Source organism: Micromonospora rhizosphaerae (genome assembly GCF_900091465.1).
GTDB classification, from domain to species: Bacteria; Actinomycetota; Actinomycetes; order Mycobacteriales; family Micromonosporaceae; genus Micromonospora; species Micromonospora rhizosphaerae.
Map to the genome: position 1 here is coordinate 4825808 of NZ_FMHV01000002.1, position 22212 is coordinate 4848019.

At 72.8% G+C, this 22212-nt stretch carries 19 protein-coding genes; 12 read left to right on the forward strand and 7 right to left on the reverse strand.

Translation table 11 applies throughout. The features are described 5' to 3' along the window. Positions 1 to 19 precede the first annotated feature (19 nt). On the reverse strand, positions 20 to 1009 hold the full coding sequence (gene coxB, locus GA0070624_RS22690; protein WP_091344310.1) for a cytochrome c oxidase subunit II: 990 nt from the start codon (positions 1007 to 1009) through the stop codon (positions 20 to 22). A 198-nt stretch (positions 1010 to 1207) separates the two neighbouring features. On the opposite strand from coxB, the gene ccsA reads away from it, so the two are divergent. The 6 genes from ccsA (at position 1208) to GA0070624_RS22720 (ending at position 8331) form a co-directional block, all read left to right on the forward strand. Continuing rightward, complete coding sequence (ccsA, locus tag GA0070624_RS22695; RefSeq protein WP_091344315.1) at positions 1208 to 1975, forward strand: cytochrome c biogenesis protein CcsA; 768 nt, start codon at positions 1208 to 1210, stop codon at positions 1973 to 1975. Then, positions 1972 to 2382, forward strand: coding sequence for a cytochrome c maturation protein CcmE (locus GA0070624_RS22700; RefSeq protein WP_091344318.1), 411 nt, complete (start codon positions 1972 to 1974; stop codon positions 2380 to 2382). Before ccsA ends, GA0070624_RS22700 begins: the two co-directional genes overlap by 4 nt. Beyond that, positions 2372 to 4330 carry a heme lyase CcmF/NrfE family subunit gene (locus GA0070624_RS22705; RefSeq protein ID WP_091344321.1) on the forward strand — a complete coding sequence of 653 codons (1959 nt, stop codon included), beginning with the start codon at positions 2372 to 2374 and terminating at the stop codon, positions 4328 to 4330. Before GA0070624_RS22700 ends, GA0070624_RS22705 begins: the two co-directional genes overlap by 11 nt. After that, complete coding sequence (locus GA0070624_RS22710; RefSeq protein WP_091344324.1) at positions 4327 to 4884, forward strand: TlpA family protein disulfide reductase; 558 nt, start codon at positions 4327 to 4329, stop codon at positions 4882 to 4884. The genes GA0070624_RS22705 and GA0070624_RS22710 overlap by 4 nt, the downstream gene beginning before the upstream one ends. Continuing rightward, positions 4881 to 5771 (forward strand): cytochrome c-type biogenesis protein CcmH, encoded by an 891-nt coding sequence (locus tag GA0070624_RS22715; RefSeq protein ID WP_091344328.1) that lies wholly within the window; start codon positions 4881 to 4883, stop codon positions 5769 to 5771. The genes GA0070624_RS22710 and GA0070624_RS22715 overlap by 4 nt, the downstream gene beginning before the upstream one ends. 61 nt (positions 5772 to 5832) lie before the next feature. Then, positions 5833 to 8331, forward strand: a complete 2499-nt coding sequence (locus GA0070624_RS22720; protein ID WP_245718935.1) for a glycoside hydrolase family 65 protein — start codon at positions 5833 to 5835, stop codon at positions 8329 to 8331. Between the two features lie 58 nt (positions 8332 to 8389). Here GA0070624_RS22720 and GA0070624_RS22725 read toward each other — a convergent pair whose 3' ends face one another. The 3 genes from GA0070624_RS22725 to GA0070624_RS22735 all read right to left on the reverse strand — a co-directional run bounded on the left by GA0070624_RS22725 (position 8390) and on the right by GA0070624_RS22735 (position 11655). Further along, complete coding sequence (locus GA0070624_RS22725; protein WP_245718936.1) at positions 8390 to 9649, reverse strand: IS4 family transposase; 1260 nt, start codon at positions 9647 to 9649, stop codon at positions 8390 to 8392. Positions 9650 to 9872: 223 nt separating this feature from the next. Beyond that, positions 9873 to 10358 (reverse strand): hypothetical protein, encoded by a 486-nt coding sequence (locus tag GA0070624_RS22730; protein ID WP_091344333.1) that lies wholly within the window; start codon positions 10356 to 10358, stop codon positions 9873 to 9875. Then, on the reverse strand, positions 10351 to 11655 hold the full coding sequence (locus GA0070624_RS22735; protein WP_091344337.1) for a molybdopterin-dependent oxidoreductase: 1305 nt from the start codon (positions 11653 to 11655) through the stop codon (positions 10351 to 10353). Before GA0070624_RS22735 ends, GA0070624_RS22730 begins: the two co-directional genes overlap by 8 nt. 131 nt (positions 11656 to 11786) lie before the next feature. On the opposite strand from GA0070624_RS22735, the gene GA0070624_RS22740 reads away from it, so the two are divergent. Then, the gene (locus tag GA0070624_RS22740) at positions 11787 to 12848 is read left to right on the forward strand and encodes an NAD-dependent epimerase/dehydratase family protein (protein WP_091344342.1); all 1062 of its coding nucleotides are present in this window, start codon (positions 11787 to 11789) and stop codon (positions 12846 to 12848) included. Between the two features lie 31 nt (positions 12849 to 12879). Here the strand turns inward: GA0070624_RS22740 and GA0070624_RS22745 are convergent, their stop codons facing one another. Next, the gene (locus tag GA0070624_RS22745) at positions 12880 to 14295 is read right to left on the reverse strand and encodes a hypothetical protein (RefSeq protein ID WP_091349325.1); all 1416 of its coding nucleotides are present in this window, start codon (positions 14293 to 14295) and stop codon (positions 12880 to 12882) included. A 145-nt stretch (positions 14296 to 14440) separates the two neighbouring features. On the opposite strand from GA0070624_RS22745, the gene GA0070624_RS22750 reads away from it, so the two are divergent. Both GA0070624_RS22750 and GA0070624_RS22755 read left to right on the forward strand, forming a co-directional pair. After that, the gene (locus GA0070624_RS22750; protein WP_091344345.1) at positions 14441 to 15115 is read left to right on the forward strand and encodes a glycosyltransferase family 2 protein; all 675 of its coding nucleotides are present in this window, start codon (positions 14441 to 14443) and stop codon (positions 15113 to 15115) included. 150 nt (positions 15116 to 15265) lie between these two features. After that, on the forward strand, positions 15266 to 15946 hold the full coding sequence (locus tag GA0070624_RS22755; protein ID WP_245719178.1) for a class I SAM-dependent methyltransferase: 681 nt from the start codon (positions 15266 to 15268) through the stop codon (positions 15944 to 15946). Here GA0070624_RS22755 and GA0070624_RS22760 read toward each other — a convergent pair. Beyond that, positions 15922 to 17535, reverse strand: coding sequence for an FAD-dependent monooxygenase (locus GA0070624_RS22760; RefSeq protein WP_218105259.1), 1614 nt, complete (start codon positions 17533 to 17535; stop codon positions 15922 to 15924). The genes GA0070624_RS22755 and GA0070624_RS22760 overlap by 25 nt on opposite strands. A gap of 140 nt (positions 17536 to 17675) precedes the next feature. On the opposite strand from GA0070624_RS22760, the gene GA0070624_RS22765 reads away from it, so the two are divergent. The 3 genes from GA0070624_RS22765 (at position 17676) to GA0070624_RS22775 (ending at position 20162) form a co-directional block, all read left to right on the forward strand. After that, complete coding sequence (locus GA0070624_RS22765; protein ID WP_176731824.1) at positions 17676 to 18731, forward strand: CapA family protein; 1056 nt, start codon at positions 17676 to 17678, stop codon at positions 18729 to 18731. A 61-nt stretch (positions 18732 to 18792) separates the two neighbouring features. Continuing rightward, positions 18793 to 19197, forward strand: coding sequence for a DUF2267 domain-containing protein (locus GA0070624_RS22770; protein WP_091344350.1), 405 nt, complete (start codon positions 18793 to 18795; stop codon positions 19195 to 19197). 104 nt (positions 19198 to 19301) lie between these two features. Next, positions 19302 to 20162: an SAM-dependent methyltransferase gene (locus tag GA0070624_RS22775; RefSeq protein ID WP_091344353.1), complete on the forward strand. Its 861-nt coding sequence runs from the start codon at positions 19302 to 19304 to the stop codon at positions 20160 to 20162. A gap of 2 nt (positions 20163 to 20164) precedes the next feature. Here the strand turns inward: GA0070624_RS22775 and GA0070624_RS22780 are convergent, their stop codons facing one another. Further along, complete coding sequence (locus GA0070624_RS22780; protein WP_091344356.1) at positions 20165 to 22114, reverse strand: APC family permease; 1950 nt, start codon at positions 22112 to 22114, stop codon at positions 20165 to 20167. Positions 22115 to 22212: the final 98 nt, after the last annotated feature.

Below are 22212 nucleotides of genomic sequence, written 5' to 3' on the forward strand. Positions count from 1 at the left end.
GATTCCCCTCCCCCGGCGGCTACTTCAGCGACCGCAGATACGCGATGAGGTCGGGTAGCTGCGCGGCGTCCACCGGCTGCGGCGGCATGGCGTTGCCCGGTTTGACCGTCTGCGGGTTGGCGATCCACCCGCCCAGGTGGCCGGCGTCGTTGGGGACCGCGCCGGCCCCGATGCTCCACCGGGCGCCCATGTCGGACAGGTCGGGCCCGACCCGGCCCTGGGCGCTGGTGCCGCGTACCGCGTGGCAGGCGGCACAGGTGCCCTGCAGGAACGCCTGCTGCCCACGGCGCTCGGCCTCCGACTGCGGTGCGCGGGCCGGCGCACCCAGGCGGGCGACCCAGGCGTCGAAGTCCCGCCGCGGCTCGGCGATGACCATCAAGGCCATGTGGGCGTGCTGCAGTCCGCAGTACTCCGCGCACTGCCCACGGTAGCTGCCGGCCCGGTTCGCGAGCAGCCACGTCTCGCGCATCTCGCCGGCGATCAGGTCGGTCTTGGGCATCAGCTGGGGCACCCAGAAGCTGTGCAGCACGTCGGCGGCCCGCAGCCGCACCCGTACCCGCTCGCCGACCGGGATGTGGATCTCGTTGGCGGTGGCCCCGGAGACCCCCTCGTAGCGCACCTCCCACCACCACTTGTGGCCGGTGACCTCGACGGTCGGACCATCCGGCCCGGGATCCGCGCTGAGCGCGGCGAGGTCCCGCAGGCCGACCCCGTACACCGCGACCAGGATCACGAAGGGCAGCCCGGCGCCGGCGATCGTCACGAACCGCAGCGGCTGGCCGTGCCGGATCCGGGTCCGCTCGCCGCGCCGGAACACCAGCGCCCAGGCCAGGAGAGCCGCCACCTCGAGGAAAACCACCACGGAGACCCAGAACAGCAGCCACCAGAGGCCCTCGATCCGGTGTGCCCCGGCCCCCGCGGGGTCGAGCGCGGAGGGCGCGTCCGCCGGGCATCCGGCGAGCACGGACAGTGCACCGAGCCCGGCGGCGACCACCCGGGCACCGCGCATCGGCCGGCGCCTCCGCTGTTCGGCGCCGGGCGTCCTCGCTGACCGTCTCGTGTCCACCACGAGAAAGGCTAGTGCCACTGGCAGGTTTTCCGGCCCTATATGGGGTTACGTGGCCTTCCGTCCGTTTCGCTGCGCTATCGTCCGGATGCGACGGCAACCGCCGCCAGGAAGCGCCGGAGCGGCGCGGACAGGAAGATCATGGAAACCTCCAGCGTCGACCTCGCCTCGGACACCCTCCAGGCCGCCGCCCGGCGCCGAACCATCGCGTGGTTCGCCGGCGGCCTCGCCGTGGCGGCCGCCGTGGCCGGCGGCGTGGTGGCGCCCCCGGACCGGTTTCAGGGGCAGGCGCAACGGCTGATGTATTTGCACGTACCAGCCGCCTGGGTGGCGTACGCCGCGTTCGCGGTCGTCCTGGCGAGCAGCGCGGCGTACCTGATCCGCGGGGACCTGCGGTGGGACCGCCTGGCCCGGCCCGCCGCCGAGGTCGGCGTCGCGCTGACAGCCGTCGCGATCGTCAGCGGTGCACTCTGGGGACACCTGGTCTGGGGCACCTGGTGGGCCTGGGATCCACGCCTGGTCAGCACCGCCCTGCTGCTCCTGGCTTACGCCGGCTACCTCGCGCTGCGCCGGATGATCAGTGAACGGACCGGCGCTCTGGACGGCATGGACCACCGGATCGCCCGACCGGCGGCGGTGCTCGGAGTGAGCGGCTTCCTGCTGGTACCGGCCGTGCACTTCTCGGTCGTCTGGTGGCGGTCACTGCACCAGCAGGCCACCGTGCTGGCCCCGGACCGCCCCCCGATCGACCTGCGCATGGGGGTGGCCCTGCTGCTCGCCGTGGCCGCCGCGACGCTCGGCGCCTTCTGCGTGCTGCTCTACCGGCTGGTCGCCCTCGAACGCCGGCTCGGCCGGCAGACGTCCGGTCTGCCGGGTTCGGACGCTCGGACCCGGGTCCCCATCGGATGATCCGCCCGCGCTCCGGTCGAATCGCCGCGATCGCCGTCGTCCTCGCCGCCGGCGGCGTGCTCGCCGCCAGCGCCCTGCAGGACACCCTTACCTACTACCGCACCCCCGCCGAGGTGCTCGGCGACCCGGACGCGGGACGCCACCGGCTGCGACTGGGTGGCGAGGTCGTCCCCGGATCGCTGAGCCGGACCGACGAGCTGGTCGTGTTCCGGCTGGCCGAGGACGGCCATGAGGTCACCGTGGCACAGCGCGGCGTGCCGCCCGAGACCTTCCGGGAGGGCGAGGAGGCGGTCGTCGAGGGCGTCCTCGACTCGGACGGGGTGTTCCGCTCCGACCGGGTGCTGGTCCGGCACGGCAACGAGTACCGGCCGTCGACCGGACCCGGGAAGCCCGCCGATGCTCGGTGAACTCGGCACCGCGAGCCTCGCGGCCGGAATGCTCTCCGCCACTCTCACGGCCCTGCTCTGGCTGCGGACCGCCCTCTTCGGCGGACCGACCCGCCCGGCCCGGATCACCACCACACTGACGCTGCTCGCCGCGGTGGCCGCCTGCGCCGTCCTGGAGGCGGCGCTGCTCCGGCACGACTTCAGCGTGCGGTTCGTGGCCGAGAACGGCGGACACGGCGTTCCCGTCTACTACACGGTGACCAGTCTCTGGTCGGCGCTGGACGGCTCGCTGCTGCTCTGGCTGCTGATCCACGGCGGTTACGCCACCGCCCTGGCCCGTCGCCCGGGCCGGTACCCCAGCCGGCTGCACGGGTACGCGATGGTCGTGGTCAGTGCGGTGGGCATGTTCTTCTTCGCGCTGGCGTACTTCGCCGCGAATCCCTTCCGGACGGTACAGCCCGTGCCGGTCAGCGGGCCGGGCCCCAACCCGCTGCTGCAACAGCACCCGGCGATGGGTCTGCATCCCCCGCTGCTGTATGCCGGTTACATCGGCCTGGTCGTCCCGTTCGCCTTCGCACTCGCCGCGCTGCTCGCCGGCCGGGCGGGCCGCGGCTGGCTGTCCGCCGCCCGACCCTGGGCCCTGTTCGCCTGGGTCACGCTGACCGCCGGCATCGGCCTCGGCGCCTGGTGGTCCTACGCGGTGCTGGGCTGGGGTGGCTACTGGGCCTGGGACCCGGTGGAGAACGCCTCCCTGCTGCCCTGGCTGACCGCCACCGCGTTCCTGCACACCACCCTCCCGGCGGGCCGCCCCGGGACCCGGGCCACCTGGAACGTGCTGCTGGCCTGCGCGAGCTTCGTGCTCGTGCTGCTGGGCACGTTCCTCACCCGGTCCGGCGCGGTGGCCAGCGTGCACGCCTTCACCGCCTCCCCACTGGGGCCGATGCTGCTCGGTTTCGTGCTGCTCGCGGTGACCGTCTCGACGGTCCTGTCCGGATGGCGCGCTCCGCCGCCGGCGGCGGGGCCACCCGCGCCGCTGCTGTCACGGAGCACCGCAGTGCTGGTGAACGGGGTCCTGCTGCTGACCATCACGGCAATGGTCCTGGTCGGCACCATCTTCCCGCTGCTCTCCGAGTCCCTCGGCGGAACCCGGACCGCCGTCGGGCCCGCCTACTACCACCGCACCGCCGTGCCGTTGGCCGTCGTGCTGCTGGTGGTCATGGGCGCGACGCCGGCCCTACGGGGGTCGCCCCGGCGGCTCGCCGTGCCGGCCGGCGCCGCGCTGGCCACCGTCGCCGTGGTGGGGCTGGCCAACCGGCCCGGTCTTCCCGCACTCACCGCCTTCGCCGCCGGAGCCTTCGTGCTCGCCGGCGTCGCCGGGCAGGCGACCGACCGGCTACGACGGCCCGCGCGGGCGTCCCGCCGAGCCCGACTCGCCGGATTCGCGGGGCTGGCGGCGCACGCCGGCATCGCGGTCGTGGCCCTGGGCGTGGCCGGCACCTCGGCCTACAGTGCCAGCGCGGAGCGGGAGCTCCGGGTCGGCGAAGCCGTCACGGTCGGCGACGTCTCGGTGCGGCTGGTCGAGGTGCACCGTCAGGCCGGCGCCGACGGCATGGCGGTGAGCGCCCGGCTCCGGCTGACCGAGCCGCGGGATCGCGACCGGATCCTCGCCCCCGACCTGCGCTACTACCCCGCGCGGGACACGGCCGTCACCGTGCCGCGGATCGAGACGGGTCTGCTGCGGGACACGTACGTCACGCTGATCGCGGTGGCGCCCGACAACAGCGGAGCAACGGTACGGCTCGCCGTCAACCCGCTCGTCGGCCTGCTCTGGGCCGGTGGTGCGCTCACCGTGGCGGGCGGCCTGCTGGCGTTGTTGACGTCAGTCCGGCAGCGTCGCACCGGCAACTCCCGCCCGCCTGAGGTCCGACCGGCCGTAGGCGCCGCCACCGTCGCGCAGGCCCGGACGTGAAGGCTCGGGTGCGCTCGCGCCGGCCGCCCCGCGTCGCGCTGCCTGCGCTGGCTCTGCTGCTGACCGCGGCCGTCGGTGCGGTGCTCGCGGTGGGCCTGCGTTCGCCGACGACGGTCGCCTCGGCGGGTACGGCACCCGGCGCCGTCGCTCCGGCGCTGTCCGGTCCGACGCTGGACGGGGGTCACTTCGATCTGGCTGACGCACACGGTCAGGTGCTGGTGGTCAACGTCTTCGCCTCGTGGTGCGGACCGTGCCGGGAGGAACTGCCGCTGCTGGTCGAAGCCCGGCAGCGCTGGTCGACGCGGGGGTTGCAACTGGTCGGCCTGAACGTGCGGGACGGCCCCGAGGCGGTGCGCGCGCTGTTGCGCGACACGGGCGCCGAGACGATGACCGTGCTGACCGACCCCGACGGCACGCTGGCGGTGGGCTGGGGCGTACGGGGCCTGCCCGAGACCTTCGTGGTGGACCGGGAGGGGCGGATCGCCGACCGGGAGCAGGGGCAGGTGAGCCGGCAGTGGCTGGAGCAGCGGGTGGGGCCGCTGCTGGCCGGATGAGGTGGCGCGGGGCCCTGGGCTCGGTCGTCATGGCGGCCCTGCTGGCGGCGGCCCTCGTGGGGCTGATCAGATCCGGGTCCGCCGGGGAGCGGGCGGACCCGGTGCGGTCGATCGCCGCCGGCCTGCGCTGCCCCGCCTGCCAGGGCGAATCCGTCGCCGACTCCCGCTCGCCGATCGCTGCCGCCATGCGGCAGGTGGTGGCCGACCAGGTCGCGCAGGGGCGCCCTCCCGACGAGATCCGCCGTTGGTTCGTGCAGCGCTACGGGGAGGACGTGCTCGCGGATCCACCGCTGCACGGGCCGGCGCTGCTGCTCTGGGTCGTCCCCCTGCTGGTGCTGCTGGCCGCCGGCTTCGCGGCCGTACGCACGCTGCGCCCGGCCCGGCGACGATCCGCCACGCGGCCGATCACCGCGCCGAGCGCCCGGGCTGCCCGGTTGGCCTGGCGGGCCGGCTCGCTCGGCCTGGTGGCCATCGTCGCGTCGGTGGCACTGGCCGCAACCAGGGTCGGTCCGACGGCTGCCGGCGGAGCGGCGGCCGACCCGGCCGCGGTCGCCGTGCTGCTGGCCCGGGACCTGGAACAGCAGCAGCAGTACGGCGCGGCGGCGGACCTGTACCGGCAGGCGTTGCGCACCCAGCCGGACGACTCGATCCGACTGAGACTGGCCTTCACCCTCGTCCGCGCCGGCGACCCGGCCGGTGCGGAGCAGATGGCGCGGCAGGTGCTGACGAACACGCCCGATTCGCCGGACGCCCTGCTGGTGCTCGGCCTGGCCCAACGCGAGGCCGACCGGGGCGAGGCGGACGCCACCCTCCGGCGCTTCCTGGCCGCCGCGCCGGATCATCCGGCGGCCGCCGAGATCCGCCGGCTGCTCGCCGCACGACCTTGACCGGTGGAGTTTGCCGAGCCGGGGACCGGGAACGGCACCGCCGACGGAGAGGAGGGGCGGGGTGCCGGCCGACACGGATCCTGGTTGTGAGCTGTGCACCGGGAGCCCGCCGGAGGCGTGGGCGCTGGCGTACCTGGACGGTGAGCCGGCCGCCGAAGGGACGCGGGAGGCGATGCTCACCCTGGGCAACGGCTATCTGGCTACCCGGGGGGCGGATCCGGAGGCGTCAGCCGACGACGTCCATTATCCGGGGACTTACCTGGCCGGCTTCCACAACCGGCTCTCCGGCCCCGACCCACCGTACGGTGACGAGAGCATCGTCAACCTGCCGAACTGGCTGCCGTTGACGTTTCGTCCCGCCGGCGGCGAGTGGTACGCACCAGGGCGGGGTCGCCGCCGGCACGAGCACCGGGTGCTGGACCTGCGCCGCGGGGTGTACCTGCGAGACCTGCTGGTCGTCGACCACGAGCGGCGGCGGACCCGGATCCGACAGCGCCGGCTGGTGTCGATGGCGAACCCGCACGTGGCGGCGCTCGAGACCAACATCATCGCGGAGAACTGGTCGGGTCGGCTGGAGATCAGGTCGGGCATCGACGGCGGGGTGGTCAACGCGAACGCGGCGGCCGACACCGGCACCTGCGGGCGGCACCTCACCGATGTCGCGACCGGCGCGGACGACCCCGAGACCGTCTGGTTGACGGCGGCGACGACCGGATCGCATCAGCGGATCGCCGTCACGGCCCGGACCAGGATCAGCATGCTCGGCGCCGCCCGTTCGCACGCCACCCACACGGTCCAGCGGCCGGACGACGTGAGTCAGGTGTTCGGGATCGACGTGGCGGCCGGCGAGCAGGTGTCGGTGGCGAAGACGGTCGCGGTGTTCTCCGCTCGGGACCGGGCCATGCACGAGCCGCTGAGCGCCGCCCGGGAGGAGCTCCGCTGCGCTGGGGCGTTCGAGTTGCTGCTGGGCGAGCATGCCGCCGCGTGGGCACGGTTGTGGGACCGGTTCCGGCTCGACGTGGGTGAGGAGCACGTGTGGCAGTTGGGGGTCCGGTTGCAGACCTTCCACCTGCTGCAGACGCTGTCGCCCCACACGATCGATCTCGACGCGGGGGTCCCCGCGCGCGGGCTGCACGGCGAGGGCTACCACGGGCACATCTTCTGGGACGAGCTGTTCATCTACCCGTACCTCAATCTGAGGTTGCCGCAGCTGACCCGGGCGCTGCTCGAGTACCGGCACCGACGGTTGGCGGCGGCCCGGCGGCAGGCCGCCGCGGCGGGGATGGTGGGTGCCCTGTTCCCGTGGCAGAGCGGGAGCAGTGGCCGGGACGAAAGTCCCGACCGGGTTCGCAACCCGGCGACCGGCAAGTGGGTGGACGACCACACCGGCCGGCAGCAGCACGTCAATCTGGCCGTGGCGTACTGCGTGTGGCGGTACTGGGAAACGACCGGCGACCTGTCGTTCCTCGCCGGCCACGGCCTCGAACTGCTGATCGAGACGGCACGATTCTGGGCGGGGCTGGCCACCTACGACCCGTCGGACGACCGCTACGACATCCGAGGTGTGCTGGGGCCCGACGAGTATCACGACGGCTATCCGGGCCGGCCCGGCCAGGGGATGGACAACTGTGCGTACATCAACGTGATGGTCGCGTGGGTGCTCGCCCGGGCCCGCGAGGCGTGCGCGATCGTCGGCCGGCATCCGGGGGCGGCGCCGTGGCGGGACGTGGCCATCGGGGACGGGGAAGGCCGCCGCTGGTCGCACATCGCGCGTCGGCTGCGGCTCGCCTTCCTCGACCACGGGATCCTCGCTCAGTTCGACGGGTACGGCGACCTGGCGGAACTGGACTGGGACCGGTACCGGCGGCGGTACGGCGACCTCCGGATGTTGGGGGGGCTGCTGCAGGCCGAGGGAAACGACCCGAACCGGTACAAGATCTCCAAGCAGGCGGATGTGCTGATGCTGTTGTACCTGTTCAGTGCCGAGGAGCTCACCGGACTCGTGCGCGGCCTCGGGTACGACTTCGACCCGGCGCGCATCCCCGCCACCGTCGACTACTACCTCTCCCGCACCGCGCACGGGTCCACCCTCAGCCGGATCGCGCACGCGTGGGTGCTGGCCCGTACCGACCGCCGCCGATCCTGGGAGATGCTGCTGGAGGCACTCGGTACCGACCTCACGGATCCGGAACACAGCTCGACCCGGGAGGGCATCCACCTCGGCGCCACCGCCGGGTCGCTGGACATCCTGCAACGCTGCTACACCGGCCTGGAGATTCGCGGCGACGTGCTCCGGCTCAACCCGCTGCTGCCCGACGGGCTCGATCGCCTCGAGTGTGTCATCCGGTACCGCAACCTCTTGATCACCCTGACCATCGAGCACCAGGAGGTGCGGATCTCGGCCGCGCCCGGGGCGGACCCGCCCGTTCGGGTGGCCGTCCGGGACAGGTCCATGCTGCTGTCACCCGGTGCCACGGTCACCATTGCGATGCGCGGCAAAGAAACACCAGCGGTTCGACCGGACCGCAGCCACGCGCCGCAGGAAGCGCTGAGACGATGACGCGACCGGGCACCGGGTCTAGCCCCAACGCCGTTCAGTTAGGCCGGTGGCTGGTGGGTCAAGGTTCGTCGGTGAGGACGTCGATGCTGGTGGTGGCCTTGTAGGTGCGGCGGTCGATGTTCGGTCCGCGGGCCTGGTATTTGGAGTTTGAGCGTTTGATCATGCGGGTTTTGGTCCGGATGCGGCGGTCGGGCAGCAGGTTCGCCAGGATGCGTTCGCCGATGGCGCCGACGAGGTCGGTGACGGTGTCGGCGATGACGCCGGCGGCGTGGACGATCTGGTCGCGGGTGGCGTGGAGGGCGGTGGTGAAGCTGGCCCGGTCCGGGTCGAGGCCGGGCTGGCTGTCGGTGGCGTCGACCATGGCGGTGCGGAGTAGTTGGTAGACGATCAGCAGGGCGTGGATCTCCTGGTCGATGCCGTCAGGGGTGCGGGCTCGTAGGACCCGGCCGCCGAGGATGGTGGACTTGAGTTCCAGGTAGGCGGTTTCGATCTCCCAGCGCTGGTGGTAAAGCCGGGCCAGTTCGGCGGCCGGGTAACGGTGCGCGTCGAGCAGGGTGGTGATCAGCCGGTAGTCGCCGGTGTGGCTGCCGCCGGTGGTGGTGATACTGATGCGGGCCTCGACGACGCGGATGCGCTGGCTGCCGATGACCGATAGCCAGGATCCGTCGTGACAGCGGCGGATCAGCGGGAGTTTGCGGCCGGTCTTGCAGCGGATGAGCAGGTCGGTTCCGGTCGCGGTGAGGGTGGTGATCAGGTCGGCGGCGGCGTAGTTGCGGTCGGCCAGCAGCAGCATCCCGGCACGCAAGCTGCGGGCCAGCCGTTGCGCCTGGGCGAGTTCACCGGTGGTGATCGGGTCGAACACGGCGTCGAGCACCGAGCGGGTGCCGCACGCCAGCAGGGCACTCAGCCGCAGCGTCGGGTAACCGGCACCGCCGTTGTTACCGCGGTGTTTGACGTAGCGGCGCAGGTTGGCTGGTGAGTCCGCGATGGTGAGGGTGGTGCCGTCGATGACGACCGGCAGCAGGCCACGCCACCACACCTGAGCCACAGCACTGGTCGCGGCAGGACCGCGGAGCAGGTCGAACAACGCCCGTAACGGGGCCGGGCCGAGCCGCTGCCGGGCCTGTCGCAGAGCGCTGCCGGTCGGTGTCCTCAGCGGCAGCCCACGCAGGCCGGCGACGAGTTTCGCCCATACCTGCCGGTAGCCGAGATCGGCGAACAGACACCCGGCCAGCAGTAGATACACCACGACCCGGGCCGGCAACAGCCGGATCCGCTGCTGTGTACGCCGGGTCCCGGCCAAAACGTCATCGACCATCTCGAACGGCAGCAGACGAGTCAGCTCACCGAGATGACCCGGCGCGAACGGTCCCGCGGCTACCGTGACGGTACGGGTTATGGCAATCTGATCCACCGAGCGGAGTTCCTGGTTCTGGGTTGTCTTGGAGTGACAAACCTTGATACCGGAACTCCGCTTCTCACTTCCTGATCAACACACCCCTTGACCGCACCCGCGAACGCCTAACTGAACGGCGTTGGGTCTAGCCCGGTTTTCGCGGAAGTCGGCGGACGCGGATCGCGTACCAGACGGCACTGGCGAGGAACATGATGCCGGTGATCGCGAGCCACCGGGTGAGCTGGGCCTGCCGGTCCTGGCTGGTGGCCGCGAGGTACGTCGCCCGACCCTGCCCGAGAATGCCGGGCAGGTAGACCAGGAGCAGCAGGCCCGCGGCGAGGGCCGGCACACGGATATGGTTCACCGCCGATACCCGGGCTGCTGGGGCGGCGTGCCCGTTGACGCGCAGCAGCCGGCGCAGGGCTGCGTCGGCCGTGGCGTAGATCGGGAAGAGGAACAGGTCGTGGGCGACAGCCGCGCCGACGAACCAGGCCAGCATCCGTTCCGCGCCGGTCTCCCCGGCGAGCCGCAGCACGACCCATCCGGTGACCGTGAGGCAGACCAGCGTGAGGATCAGATGCCAGGGACCGGCGCCGTAGCCGGCACGGAACCGGGGGGCCAGCTCACGCATCGGACCGGGTCCGGAAGGCGATGTCGGTGACCCACTTGGTGCAGTGCACGCCGGGCAGGGCGGGCACGATGACGCGGGCCGGGTAGCCGTGGTCCAGGGACAGGTCGGCGCCGTTGACCCGCAGGGCGAGCAGCGCGTCCGGATGCCGGAGTTGGTTGGCCTGCAGCACCGCCTGGTTGAACAGGCCGGCCTGTTCCAGGGAGCGGACCAGTGCGGACGCTGGTTCGGGCACACCGGCGAGGGCGGCGAGATCGCGCAGTCGTACGCCGGTCCAGGTCTGCGCGGTTGACCATCCCTCGACGCAGGCGATCGGCAGGCGTGCGGTGTGCTGCGGCAGGGCGAGCAGTTGCGTCCGGTCCAGCGCGACGGGCCGCTTCCCGCCGCTGAGGCTGAGCCGCCAGTCGGGGCCGGTGTCGGTGTCGCGGATGGCGGCCGCGGCGGCGGCGCGGTTCACCGGGAAGCCGTTCGGTCCGTGGCCGGGCTGCCGGCCGCGGGGCAGCAGCAGGGCGGTGCGGCGCAGCGGATCCAGGCTCTGCCCGATCGTCAACGCGCCCAGGAGCAGGGAGAGTCCCCCGACCAGGGCCAGGGCCTCGCGCCGGGTCATCGTCGCCGGGCGCGGCTGGGCGGCGACCAGACCGTCGGGATCCGGCGGTTCGGCCCGGGTCGCGGCGCGGGAGGTCCGCAGCTCGGCGCGGACCGGTCGAGATCGCAGCGCGGACACCAGCCGGGGAAGCTTCAGCGCGACGTGCGCGACGAACGCGGCGATGAAGACCCACGCCCCGAAGTAGTGCGCGGTGTAGAAGTCGAAGCCGAACAGGTACGCGTACTGGATGTTCAGCAGGCCGGTGGCGATCTGGAACAGGATTCCGCCGACCAGCAGCAGCAGGGAGAGCCGTTCCAGCACCTGCGCCAGAGAGCGGGCCGGCGGCCAGTCGAACAGTTTCGGGATCACCGACCACAGCTTGGCCAGCACCATGGGGATCAGCATGATCCCGAGGGTCACGTGCAGCCCCTGGGTAAGGCGGAACAGCCAGGCCGGCCGGGTGGGCCAGTCGAACGGGGGCAGCCGCAACCAGCCCACGTCCCGAGGAAGGGCCTGGCCGAACTGGGGGCTGTAGGCGGCGTAGTCGAGCAGACCGGTGATGATCACGAGAGGCAGGCCGACCAGCAGCACCAACCCGTACACGGAGGTCAGCCACGGGCCGCGCAGCGGGCTGCGCCATCGGCGGCCGATCCCGGCGATCCCGGGTGGCGGGTGCCGGTCCAGGACCCGCCACAGCCGTCGCGGAAACGCCATGCGATGACCCCTTCCTCCTGTCTGCACGCTACGGGAACGACAACCGGCACATGAGGTGGAAACCCTTACGAAAGCATGACCACCAGGCTGAATGGGTCGGCTGGCCGGCAAGACGGTCCTACCGTGGTCAGGTGCGCGTACTGGTCACCGGCGCGGCCGGTTTCGTCGGATCGCAGGTCGCGGACCTGCTGGTCGCCGAAGGGCACGAGGTGGTCTGCCTGGACGCGCTGCTGCCCCAGGCGCACGGCGGTGAGCTGCCGGAGTGGTCCCGGCGGCACGCCCCGGTGGTCGGCGACGTCCGTGACGCCGAGCTGCTGGACCGGTTGCTGTCCGGGGTGGACGCGGTCTGCCACCAGGCGGCGATGGTGGGGCACGGGCTGGACCCGTCGGACGCCCCCGATTACGCCAGCCACAACGACTACGGGACGGCGGTGCTGCTCGCCGCGATGCACCGGGCCGGGGTGTCCCGGCTGGTGCTGGCCAGCTCAATGGTGGTCTACGGCGAGGGCCGCTACCGGTGCGCCCGGCACGGCGTGGTCCATCCCGCCCCGCGGCGCGCCGTCGACCTGGCCGCCGGCCGGTACGACCCCACCTGCCCGGACTGCGCCAGCCCACTCGCCGCCGCGCTCGTCCCCGAGGACGCTCCGCTGGAGCCGCGTAGCACGTACGCGGCCAGCAAGCTCGCCCAGGAGCACCTGGCCGGCGCCTGGTCCCGGCAGACCGGGGGCGGGGTGTGGGCGCTGCGCTACCACAACGTCTACGGCCCCCGGATGCCCCGCGACACCCCGTACGCCGGGGTGGCCTCGATCTTCCGCTCCGCGCTGGCCGCCGGGCAGCCGCCCCGGGTCTACGAGGACGGCGCGCAGCGCCGCGACTTCGTGCACGTCACCGACGTTGCGCGGGCGAACCTGCTGGCGCTCACCGCACCCGCCCCGGACGGCCTGGTGCCGGTGAACGTCTGCTCGGGCGAGCCGCACACGGTCGGCGAACTGGCCGCCGCGCTCGCCGCCGCGATGGGCGGACCCGCGCCGGAGGTGGTGGGCGGTGCCCGGGCGGCCGACGTACGGCACGTGGTCGCCGACCCGCGCCGGGCGCTAGAACTACTCGGCTACACCGCCCGGGTCGGCTTCGTCGACGGGGTGACCGCGTTCGCCACCGACCCGCTGCGCGAGCCCGCCGCCCTCGCCGTCTGACCGGTCCGCGTCGGGCGGCATCCCGGGCCGCTCAGGAGACGGTGAGGAGCAGGTGGTTGACGGCGAGCGCGGTGACCGCCTGCCCGGCCAGCCACCAGCGGCGGGACGGCCCTGGCAGGTGCGCGGTGGCGACCAGCAGCCAGACCACGAACGGCAGCCAGATCCGCTCCACCTCGGCCTTGCTCATCCCGGACAGGTCGGCGGCGGTCACCGCCAGCGCCGCGGTCGACGGCAGCAGCACGACCGGCCCGAGGCGGCGGGCCCGCTCCGCCAACGCCCAGCCAGCCCCGACGGGCGCCGGGCCGGCGCGGTCCGACCACCACCCGGCCCGGGCCACCAGCAGGGTGCGGCGCAGCGCCGGACCGAGCACCGGCCCCGCCGACAGCAGCAGCGCCGCCAGGTTCGCCCAGACCCAGTAGCCGTACGGGCGGTCCGCCGCCCAGCCCTGGTGGTAGCGCTCGACCACCCGGTCGTACCCCTCCCACCAGCGGAAACCCGTAATGGTGAACGCGGCAACCACCGCGCCGACCCCGGCCGCCGCGCCGAGCAACGCGGCCCGTCGGCGGGTCGGCCGCAACGCCAGCACCACCAGGGCCAGCGGCGCGACCAGGATGAAGCCGTACGACAGGTGCAGCGCGAAGCCGAGCAGCAGGCCCCCGGCCAGCGCCGTGGCGGGTCCGCGGAGCGCGAGCAGGGCAAGGCCGGCGGCGACCACACCGGCGAAGATCCCGTCCGCGGAGGCGCCCACCCAGACGGCGCCCGGCAGCAGCACCAGGAACGGCAGGACCGCGCGGCCGCTGTCGGCCGCCCCCAGCGCCCGCAGCGTCAGCGGCACCGAGACCGCCACCGTCGCGCCGACCAGCACGCAGGCCAGCGCCGCGGCGGCGCCGCCGCCCAGGCCGACCCGGTCCAGCCAGACGAAGACCAGCAGGGCGCCCGGCGGGTGGCCGGCGGTGTGGGTGGACCACGACTCGGGCTGAAAGTCGAGGATCCGGTCGGTGAAGCCGGCCAGCATCCGGGGCACGTCGGTCACCCGGGGCACCTCGAAGAGGTACTCGGCCTGCACGGTGAGCCGCCGGGTCAGCCCGGCCGACCAGCCGTCCACCAGCGCCAGGGCGAGCGTCCAGGCCACCGACGCCAGCCAGCCGGCGGCCAGCAGCACGCTCCACCGGGCGGTCCGGGCCCAGCGCGGGCCCGGGCCGAGCACGACGGCCGCGACGAGCAGCAGCGCCAGCGGGGTCCCCCAGCCGACGTGCGGCCGCCAGGTGGCGAAGAGTGGCGCCGCGTCCGCGTGCAGGCGCACGCCCCGGGCGTTCAGCATCGCGCCGACGACCACCGCGGCGGCGAGCAGCGCCGCCTCCACGCACAGCACGACGGCGTCGCTCCGGGTCCAGCCCGGAGGACGCGTCACGGTAGCTGATCGGGGCGGAGCCGTTTGGGACCTCATGACGACCGGACGGTACGGCGGCTCCGGCCGGCCCGGCAGCCGAATCACCACACCGTCACCGGACGGTAAGCAACGCAAGGTCGGTAAGGGTTACGTAAGGCCGTTCGCGCCTCCGGCGACCCCGCCGACACCTAATGTCGGCGATATGCCAGGACTCATCGACGTGGTGCTGCCGTGCCTGGACGAGGCCGCCGCCCTGCCCGGCGTGCTGACCGCGCTGCCGCCCGGATACCGGGCGATCGTGGTGGACAACGGATCCCGGGACGGCTCGCCGGAGGTGGCCGCCCGGCACGGCGCCTGGGTGGTTCGCGAGCCCCGCCGAGGGTACGGCGCGGCCGTGCACACCGGCCTCGAGGCCGCCGAGGCCGAGCTGGTCTGCGTGCTCGACGCCGACGGCTCCTTCGACCCACGCCAGCTGCCCGCCCTGGTCGCCCCGGTGGCCGCCGACACGGCGGACCTGGCGGTGGGCCGGCGCCGCCCGACCGCCGCCGGGATCTGGCCGTGGCACGCCCGGGCCGGCACGGCGCTGGTCGCCGCGCTGCTGCGGCACCGGGGCGTGCCGCTGCGCGACCTCAGCCCGATCCGGGTGGCCCGCCGGGAGGCGCTGCTCGCCCTCGGGGTCACCGACCGGGGCTTCGGCTACCCGCTGGAGCTGCTGATCCGCGCCGCCGCCGCCGGCTGGCGGATCCACGAGCGCGACGTGGCGTACGGGCGGCGCGCCGCCGGCACCCGGTCCAAGGTCTCCGGCTCGGTACGCGGCACCTTGCGCGCGACCCGCGACTTCGCCGCCGTGCTGCGCGCCGTGGACGGCCGACGGTGACCGCGCTGCCTGTGGTGCCCCGGCCCGGTGCGGTGCAGCCCGGACTCGGCCCGCCGGCCGCGCCGCACCGGGCAGCCAGGATCGCCGCCGCCGGATGCTGAGGTGACCCCCGACGCGGTGGCCGCTGTCCCGGCCGGCTCTGTCGGGCCGGTGGTGGAGGTCCGCCCCGACCTCGTCTGTGGCTTCGCCGAGGCGCTGCGGGCTCGGGGGGACACGCACTGGCTGGTGCGGACCGACGGGGGGCGCAGTCTGTTGCCGGTGGGCCGGTGGCACGCTCCGGCCGAACCCGCGTTGGCCGAGGTGGTCGTCCGCTGCGTCGGGCCGGCGCTGGACGTGGGGTGCGGTCCGGGGCGGCTGACCGTGGCACTCGCTCGGGCCGGCCTGACCGCGGTGGGGGTGGATGCGTGTGCGTACGCAGTCCGGCTCACCCGGGCGCGGGGCGCGGTCGCCGTCCACCGGAATGTGTTCTCCCCGCTGCCCGGCGAGGGCCGTTGGGCACACGTGCTGTTGATCGACGGCAACATCGGGATCGGCGGTGACCCCGTCGCCCTGCTCCGTCGGTGCCGGGAACTGCTTGGACCCGGTGGCACCGTGCTGGTCGAGCTGGAGGCGCCGGAGGTCGGCCTGTGGCGCGGCCGGGCAGGGGTGGTGACCGGGGCCGGTGGAAAGATCGCGCGCGTGGGTTCCTCGTTTCGCTGGGCGCGCCTCGGCACGTCAGCGGTGCATACCGTCGCGCGGGCCGCCGGGCTGGCCGTACGTGAGGTGTTCCGTCGCGACGGTCGGTGGTTCGCCGAGCTGGCCCCCGCCTACGAGAGCCAACGGTGCAGGTAGGCCCGCAGCCCGGTCACGTCCGTGCCGCCGGCCCGGTAGCCGACGTGCCCGTCCGGGCGGACCAGATACAGGCCACTGGCCACCGCGGTGAGGCCGAGCCGGCGCAGCGCCTCGGCGCCCTCCCCCGACTCCCCACCGGTCGCGGCACCGCCGGTCAGGCGGTGCACGGTGAGCTGCCCGGAGCAGCGGTGAGCCACCGCGTCGACCTCGCCGTCGGGCCACGCCTCCGGTGGCCCACACAGCAGCAGGTGCCAGCCGGGCGTGGCCGTGAGCCGGTGCAGCGTGGCGCCGTCCTGGGCGCCGGCCAGCCGGGCGTCAGGCAACCGATCCCCGGTTCTGGGGCCGGTCCGCGGTGCGTGGGGACCCTCGGTGGACAGCGGACTGTGCCGGTAGCCGATGGCCAACTGCGAGACCGTGCGGAAGGCGGTGGCGCGGACGCTCCGGGGCGCGAGCACGGCGGGGATGAGGGCGGGCGCGATCCGGGTACGGGCGAAACGGATCACCGGGTTGGTGGAGGTGGCGATGGTGAACGCCCGATCGGTGAACCGCAGCACCATCCGGCCGACCGGCGCCCGCTCCGACTCGTAGCTGTCCAGCAGCGCCGGGTCGGCGCTCCCCCGCAGGGCCTGGGCGAGCTTCCAGCCGAGGTTCACCGCGTCCTGGATTCCCGTGTTCATGCCCTGCGCGCCGACCGGGCTGTGGATGTGCGCGGCGTCGCCGGCCAGAAACACCGGCCCGGCCCGGTAACGGGTGGCGGCCCGGTGGTGCAGCCGGAAGTTCGTCATCCAGACCGGGTCGTGCAGCCGCACCGACGCGCCGGTGTAGCCGTCGGCGAAGGCCTGCAGGTCATCGAGGGTGACCGGGGCGTCGGGCGCCGTGGCATCGCCGGGCGGGCGCATGGCGATCAGCCGCCAACTGGCCGGGCGAGCGAGCGGGAAGAGGAGGAAGATCCCCCGGCCGGCGAGGAAGGCGTGCGCGCCGCCCGGCTCGACACCGTCGGCCTCGAGGTCGGCGAGCACGAAGGTCTGGGGGTACGAGCCGCCCTCGAAGCCGATCCCGGCGAGGTGACGTACGGTGCTGCGCGCGCCGTCGCAGCCCACCACGTACCGGGCCGTCACCCGTTCCTCGCGGCCGTCCCGGTGGCGCAGCGTGGCCACCGCGGCGGCCTGGTCCGGGGCCAGCCCGGTCAGCTCGACACCCCGCTCGACGTTGACCCCCACCGCCGCGAGGTGCTCGCCCAGCAGGCGTTCGGTCTCCGCCTGCGACAGGAACAGCAGATACGGGTACGCCGTGTCCTGCAGGCCCAGGTCGAACAACGGCACGGCCCGCTGCCGGCGGCCGACGTGCAGGCACAACCGGACGGCCGGATTACCGCAGGCCACCATCTCATCGGTCACCCCGAGACCGGCGAGGACCTCCAGCGTGCGGGGCTGGATCGCCAGCGCCCGGGATTCGTGCACCCGGTCGACGGCACGATCGACCACCCGGACTCGAACACCGAAGGTGGCCAGTTGCGCGGCCATCGCGAGCCCGGTCGGCCCGGCCCCGACCACCAGCACCTCAACCGGGGCCATCGAGGCGTCGGGCATGAACAACTCCCTGGCTGGGACCGAGGCTTGCCAGCGTCAACATCACAGTAGTGCAGCCCGGCAGGAATCCCGCCGGCGAGCGGCAGCCAATCTCGGCCAAGTCGACCCAGGGTCCGGCGGGTTTCCGTACGCTGCGCGGAGTGAACTGGGCACGCTCCCTCGTCGCGCTGGCGGCGACCCTGACTCTGACGGCATGTGACGCCGCGCCCACCCCGCCGAAGCGCGCGCCCACCCGCTCCGCCGCTGCGCCGTCCCCGTCGCAGCCCGCCGAGATCAGCTTGGCCTTCGCGGGGGACGTGCACTTCGCGGACCGTACCGCCAGTCTGCTGGACAACCCGGCGACCGCGTTCGGGTCGATCTCGTCGGCCCTCTCCGCGGCAGACCTGGCGATGGTGAACCTGGAAACCGCCGTCACCACGCGCGGCGTCCCGGAGCCGAAGCAGTTCCATTTCCGGGCGCCGGCAAGCGCGTACGACGCGGTGAAGGCCGCCGGGATCGACGTCGTGTCGATCGCGAACAACCACACGCTGGACTACGGGCGGACGGGGCTGACCGACACCCTGGACGCCGCCAGGGCGGCCGGGATGCCCACCGTCGGAGCCGGCGCCGACGCGGCGGCGGCGTACACGCCTTGGATCACCGAGGTGCGCGGTACGAGAATCGCTGTCCTCGGCTTCAGCCAGGTCGCCGAGCTGTGGTCGGACTGGAAGGCCACGGACACTCAGGCCGGCATCGCGATGACGCGGGACCTGCCGCGTGCCGTCGCAGCGGTGCGGGCCGCCCGGCAACGGGCCGACGTGGTCGTCGTCTACATCCACTGGGGCGCGGAGGGCGAGGCGTGCCCACCCGCCGAGGCTCGCGCGATCGCCGGTGAGATGGCCGCGGCGGGTGCGACCATGGTCGTCGGCACCCACGCCCACCTGCTCCTCGGCGACGGTTGGCTCGGCAGGACCTTCGTCCAGTACGGGCTCGGCAACTTCCTCTGGTGGCGGGACGACGCGTACAGCAATGACACGGGAATTCTGCGGGTGACCCTCCGCGGACCGGCGATCGTCAGGACGGAGCTGGTGCCGGCGACGATCTCCCGGCGGACCGGCCGACCGGAGCTCGCGGGTGGGGAGGACGCGGCCCGGATCCGCCGGGGGTACGCGGACCTGCGCGCCTGCACCGGACTCGCCGCGGCTCCCGACGCGTAGCAGTTTGCCGGGCCGGTACGTGGGTAGACGCGGCTATCCGTCGCAGAGAAAGGCCCCGAAGGTGGACAACAGCGAGTTCATCGACTCGGTGGCGAGACGCTTGCAGACGTCGGCCGAACAGGCGACCGCCATCACGCGCGCCACGCTCACGACCTTGGCGGAGCGGATCGAGGGGGGCGAGGCGCGTGACCTTTCCGCCCTCCTTCCCGACGAACTGCGGGCCTACGCGTTCGCGCCGAGCGAGAAGGCCGAGCGCTTCGGGCGCGAGACGTTCATCCAGCAGGTGAGCGGACGCGCCGAGGTGGATGGCTCGCTGGCAGAGGCGGGCATGCGCGCGGTGTTCGACACCCTCCGCGAGGCCATCCCGCCGGGCGACTACGACGACGTGGTTACTCATCTCCCGGCAGAGTTCTGGGAACTCACGGACTCAGCCGGGAGGTACGACCGACAACGCAGCCGAGGTTAGCCTCCCCGCCAGCAAACATTCGCTGCCGTATATGCATTGGGAACACCGCACCGACCGTCGTGCCGGTACGATCGCCGTGCTGTCCCCGGAGCACGGAGGTCGCGATGGCCGACACGGCGTCGGAATCACTCGAATCAGGCCGGCAAGCCCGGCCGGACGCCCCACCGTCGTCGCGGATCGACCCGACCATGCCGCACGCCGCCCGCCGCTACGACTACTGGCTCGGCGGTAAGGACAACTTCGCCGCGGACCGCGCGTCGGGGGACGCGGTCGCCGCCGCCTACCCGGCGATCCGCACCACCGTGATCGAGAACCGGCGATTCATGCACCGCGCCACCCGTCACCTCGCCACAGCGGGGCGCATCCGGCAGTTCCTCGACATCGGAACGGGCATCCCGACCAGTCCCAACATGCACGAGGTCGCCCAACACATCGCGCCGGGATCGCGGGTCGTGTACGTCGACAACGACCCGATCGTGCTGGCCCACGCCCGCGCCCTGCTGACCAGCGCACCCGACGGCGCCACCGCCTACGTCGACGCCGACCTGCGCGACCCCGAGCGGATTCTGCACCACCCCGACCTGCGCGCCACGCTCGATCTCACCCGCCCGGTTGGGCTGATGCTGGTAGCGATCCTGCATTTCCTTCGCGACAGCGACGACCCGTACGGGGTGACCCGCCGGCTGATCGAGGCGATTCCCTCCGGCAGCTACGTCGTGATCTCCCATGCCACCACTGATCTGGTGCCGCGACACATCGCGGCCACCGCGGCATCGACCACGGCGACGAGCATGATCGACATGGCCTTCCGCACCCGGGACCAGTTCGAGTCGTTCTTCGACGGCCTCGAGTTGATCCCACCAGGCATCAGCCCGGTCACCGAGTGGCGACCGGAGGATCCGCCGGAACAGCGAACGCCGGCGGTGCAGGCGTCGATGTACGCTGCGGTCGCCCGTAAGCCCTGACGTCAGGCGACATGCACGTGCGGGCGGCGGTGCGGGTCGGGCTCCGCATGGCGTAGCACCTCCCGGGTGACGGGGGCGACCTCACCCTCGCCCAGGAACAGGTAACGGAGCAGGTAGATCACCGGGTTGCCCTCCGTCCAGGCGAAGTAGATGTAGGGTCGCCGCCCCGTGATGTCCCTGATGTGGAGCAGCGTCGCCGCGATCGCGTTGGCGATGCTGGGCCCCTCCACCCGCAGGATCCGGTAGCCGAAGCGCTCTTCGCCCGCGACGACCAGGGTCGCCTCGAATTCGGATGGGTCATACACCGTCACCTCCAGGAACAGCACCGGTTCGTCAACCGGGATGCGGCTGTGGGCGCGTTCCTCCGCCTCCTTGGCCCGGTATTCGGCCTCGTCTCGTTCGTGGGGCTCGTTGGCGATGATGTGGATGTCGCCCCGGGCGGCGGCTTCGGTGATGAACTGACGCGCCAGTTCGTCCACACGCACCTCGGTCACGCGTAGCTCCGTGGCGCGGAGGATCCGCGACAGCAGGGACGTACCGATGATCGCCACGATGAACAGCGACGCGATCTTGACACCGTCCGGCCGCTCGATGATGTTGGCGATCGTGGTGTAGATGAGAACGAGAGTGATCGCACCGAAGGCCAGCGCCGCCGCCGGCTGGCCATGCCTGCGCGCGGCGAGCGTGACCGCAAAGGCGGCCGATGTGATCAGCACCAGGACGCCCGTGGCGTAGGCGCCGCCCTGGGCGTCGACGCTGGCGCGGAAGACGATCGTGATCAGGAACGAGATGGCGGTGAGGACGAGTACCAGCGGGCGTACCGCACGGGTCCAGTTGGGCGCCATGCCGTAGCGGGGCAGGTAGCGCGGGATGAGGTTGAGCAGGCCGGCCATGGCCGAGGCGCCGGCGAACCACAGAATCAGCACGGTGCTGATGTCGTAGACGCTCCCGAATCCGTTACCGAGGTAGGCGTGGGCGAGGAAGGCCAGGGCCCGGCCGTTGGCGGCGCCCCCCGGCTTGAACTCCTCGGCGGGGATGAGCACGGTGGTGGCGAGGCTGCTGGTGATCAGGAACAGGCTCATGATGACCGCGGCGGTGGTCAGCAGCCGCCGGGCGCCCTCGATGCGTCCCTCGGGGCGCTGCTCCGTGTCCTCAGGGCGGCCACGGATCAGCGGCATCACGGCGACTCCCGTCTCGAAGCCCGACAGGCCGAGGGCGAGCCTGGGAAAGACCAGGAGCGCCACGATGGCGATACCAATGGGATCGGGATGCTGATTGAACAGGTGAGCGCGCCAGCCGGCGAGCAGGTGCGGGTTAGCCACCAGGTGGTCCAGCGCGACCAGGACCACGATCAGGTTCAGCGCCAGGTAGACCGCGACGAGGACCACGGCGATCCCGATGGCTTCCTTGAAACCTCTGAGGAACACGGCACCGAGGACGGCGATCAGGACCAGCGTCACGGTGACCTGTTGGCCGTGCAGCGGCTCGGACAGGAACGGGTTCTCCAGCATGTGGGCGGCGGCGTCCGCGGCCGACAGGGTGATCGTGATGATGAAGTCCGTCGCCGCGAACCCGAGCAGCGCGAGGACCAGCAACTTCCCGCTCCACCGCGGCAGTATTCGCTCCAGCATGGCGATGGAACCCTGGCCGTGCGGGCTCTCCCGGGCCACCCGCCGATACACCGGCAGCGCACCGAACAGGGTCAGGGCGACCAGCACCACCGTGGCCGCCGGTGCGACCAGGCCGGCGGCGAGGGCGGCGATACCGGGTTGGTAGCCCAGGGTGGAGAAGTAGTCCAGACCCGTCAGGCACATCACCTGCCACCACGGCCGCTGATGTTCCGCCTTTGGTGGCCCGTGCGGGCCGGCGGGTTCATTGGCGGCGAGATCCTCCAGCAGCCACCGCCGCAGCCGGGTGCCGCGCGCTGGCCCGGTGTCCGCCACAGAACCCATGGCACCCCCACTCCCGGGCACAGCTCCGTTTCCACCTATTTTCACCTGAAAACGACCCCCGACCGCGCGACATTCGCGGTACCGGGGGACACGTCACC

Excerpts from the sequence above, each read along its gene's own strand:
- coxB (WP_091344310.1), bottom strand. The coding sequence starts at position 1,009 with ATGCGCGGTGCCCGGGTGGTCGCCGCCGGGCTCGGTGCACTGTCCGTG.
- ccsA (WP_091344315.1), top strand. The coding sequence starts at position 1,208 with ATGGAAACCTCCAGCGTCGACCTCGCCTCGGACACCCTCCAGGCCGCC.
- GA0070624_RS22700 (WP_091344318.1), top strand. The coding sequence starts at position 1,972 with ATGATCCGCCCGCGCTCCGGTCGAATCGCCGCGATCGCCGTCGTCCTC.
- GA0070624_RS22705 (WP_091344321.1), top strand. The coding sequence starts at position 2,372 with ATGCTCGGTGAACTCGGCACCGCGAGCCTCGCGGCCGGAATGCTCTCC.
- GA0070624_RS22715 (WP_091344328.1), top strand. The coding sequence starts at position 4,881 with ATGAGGTGGCGCGGGGCCCTGGGCTCGGTCGTCATGGCGGCCCTGCTG.
- GA0070624_RS22725 (WP_245718936.1), bottom strand. The coding sequence starts at position 9,649 with ATGGTCGATGACGTTTTGGCCGGGACCCGGCGTACACAGCAGCGGATC.
- GA0070624_RS22730 (WP_091344333.1), bottom strand. The coding sequence starts at position 10,358 with ATGCGTGAGCTGGCCCCCCGGTTCCGTGCCGGCTACGGCGCCGGTCCC.
- GA0070624_RS22735 (WP_091344337.1), bottom strand. The coding sequence starts at position 11,655 with ATGGCGTTTCCGCGACGGCTGTGGCGGGTCCTGGACCGGCACCCGCCA.
- GA0070624_RS22745 (WP_091349325.1), bottom strand. The coding sequence starts at position 14,295 with ATGAGGTCCCAAACGGCTCCGCCCCGATCAGCTACCGTGACGCGTCCT.
- GA0070624_RS22750 (WP_091344345.1), top strand. The coding sequence starts at position 14,441 with ATGCCAGGACTCATCGACGTGGTGCTGCCGTGCCTGGACGAGGCCGCC.
- GA0070624_RS22760 (WP_218105259.1), bottom strand. The coding sequence starts at position 17,535 with ATGCCCGACGCCTCGATGGCCCCGGTTGAGGTGCTGGTGGTCGGGGCC.
- GA0070624_RS22775 (WP_091344353.1), top strand. The coding sequence starts at position 19,302 with ATGGCCGACACGGCGTCGGAATCACTCGAATCAGGCCGGCAAGCCCGG.
- GA0070624_RS22780 (WP_091344356.1), bottom strand. The coding sequence starts at position 22,114 with ATGGGTTCTGTGGCGGACACCGGGCCAGCGCGCGGCACCCGGCTGCGG.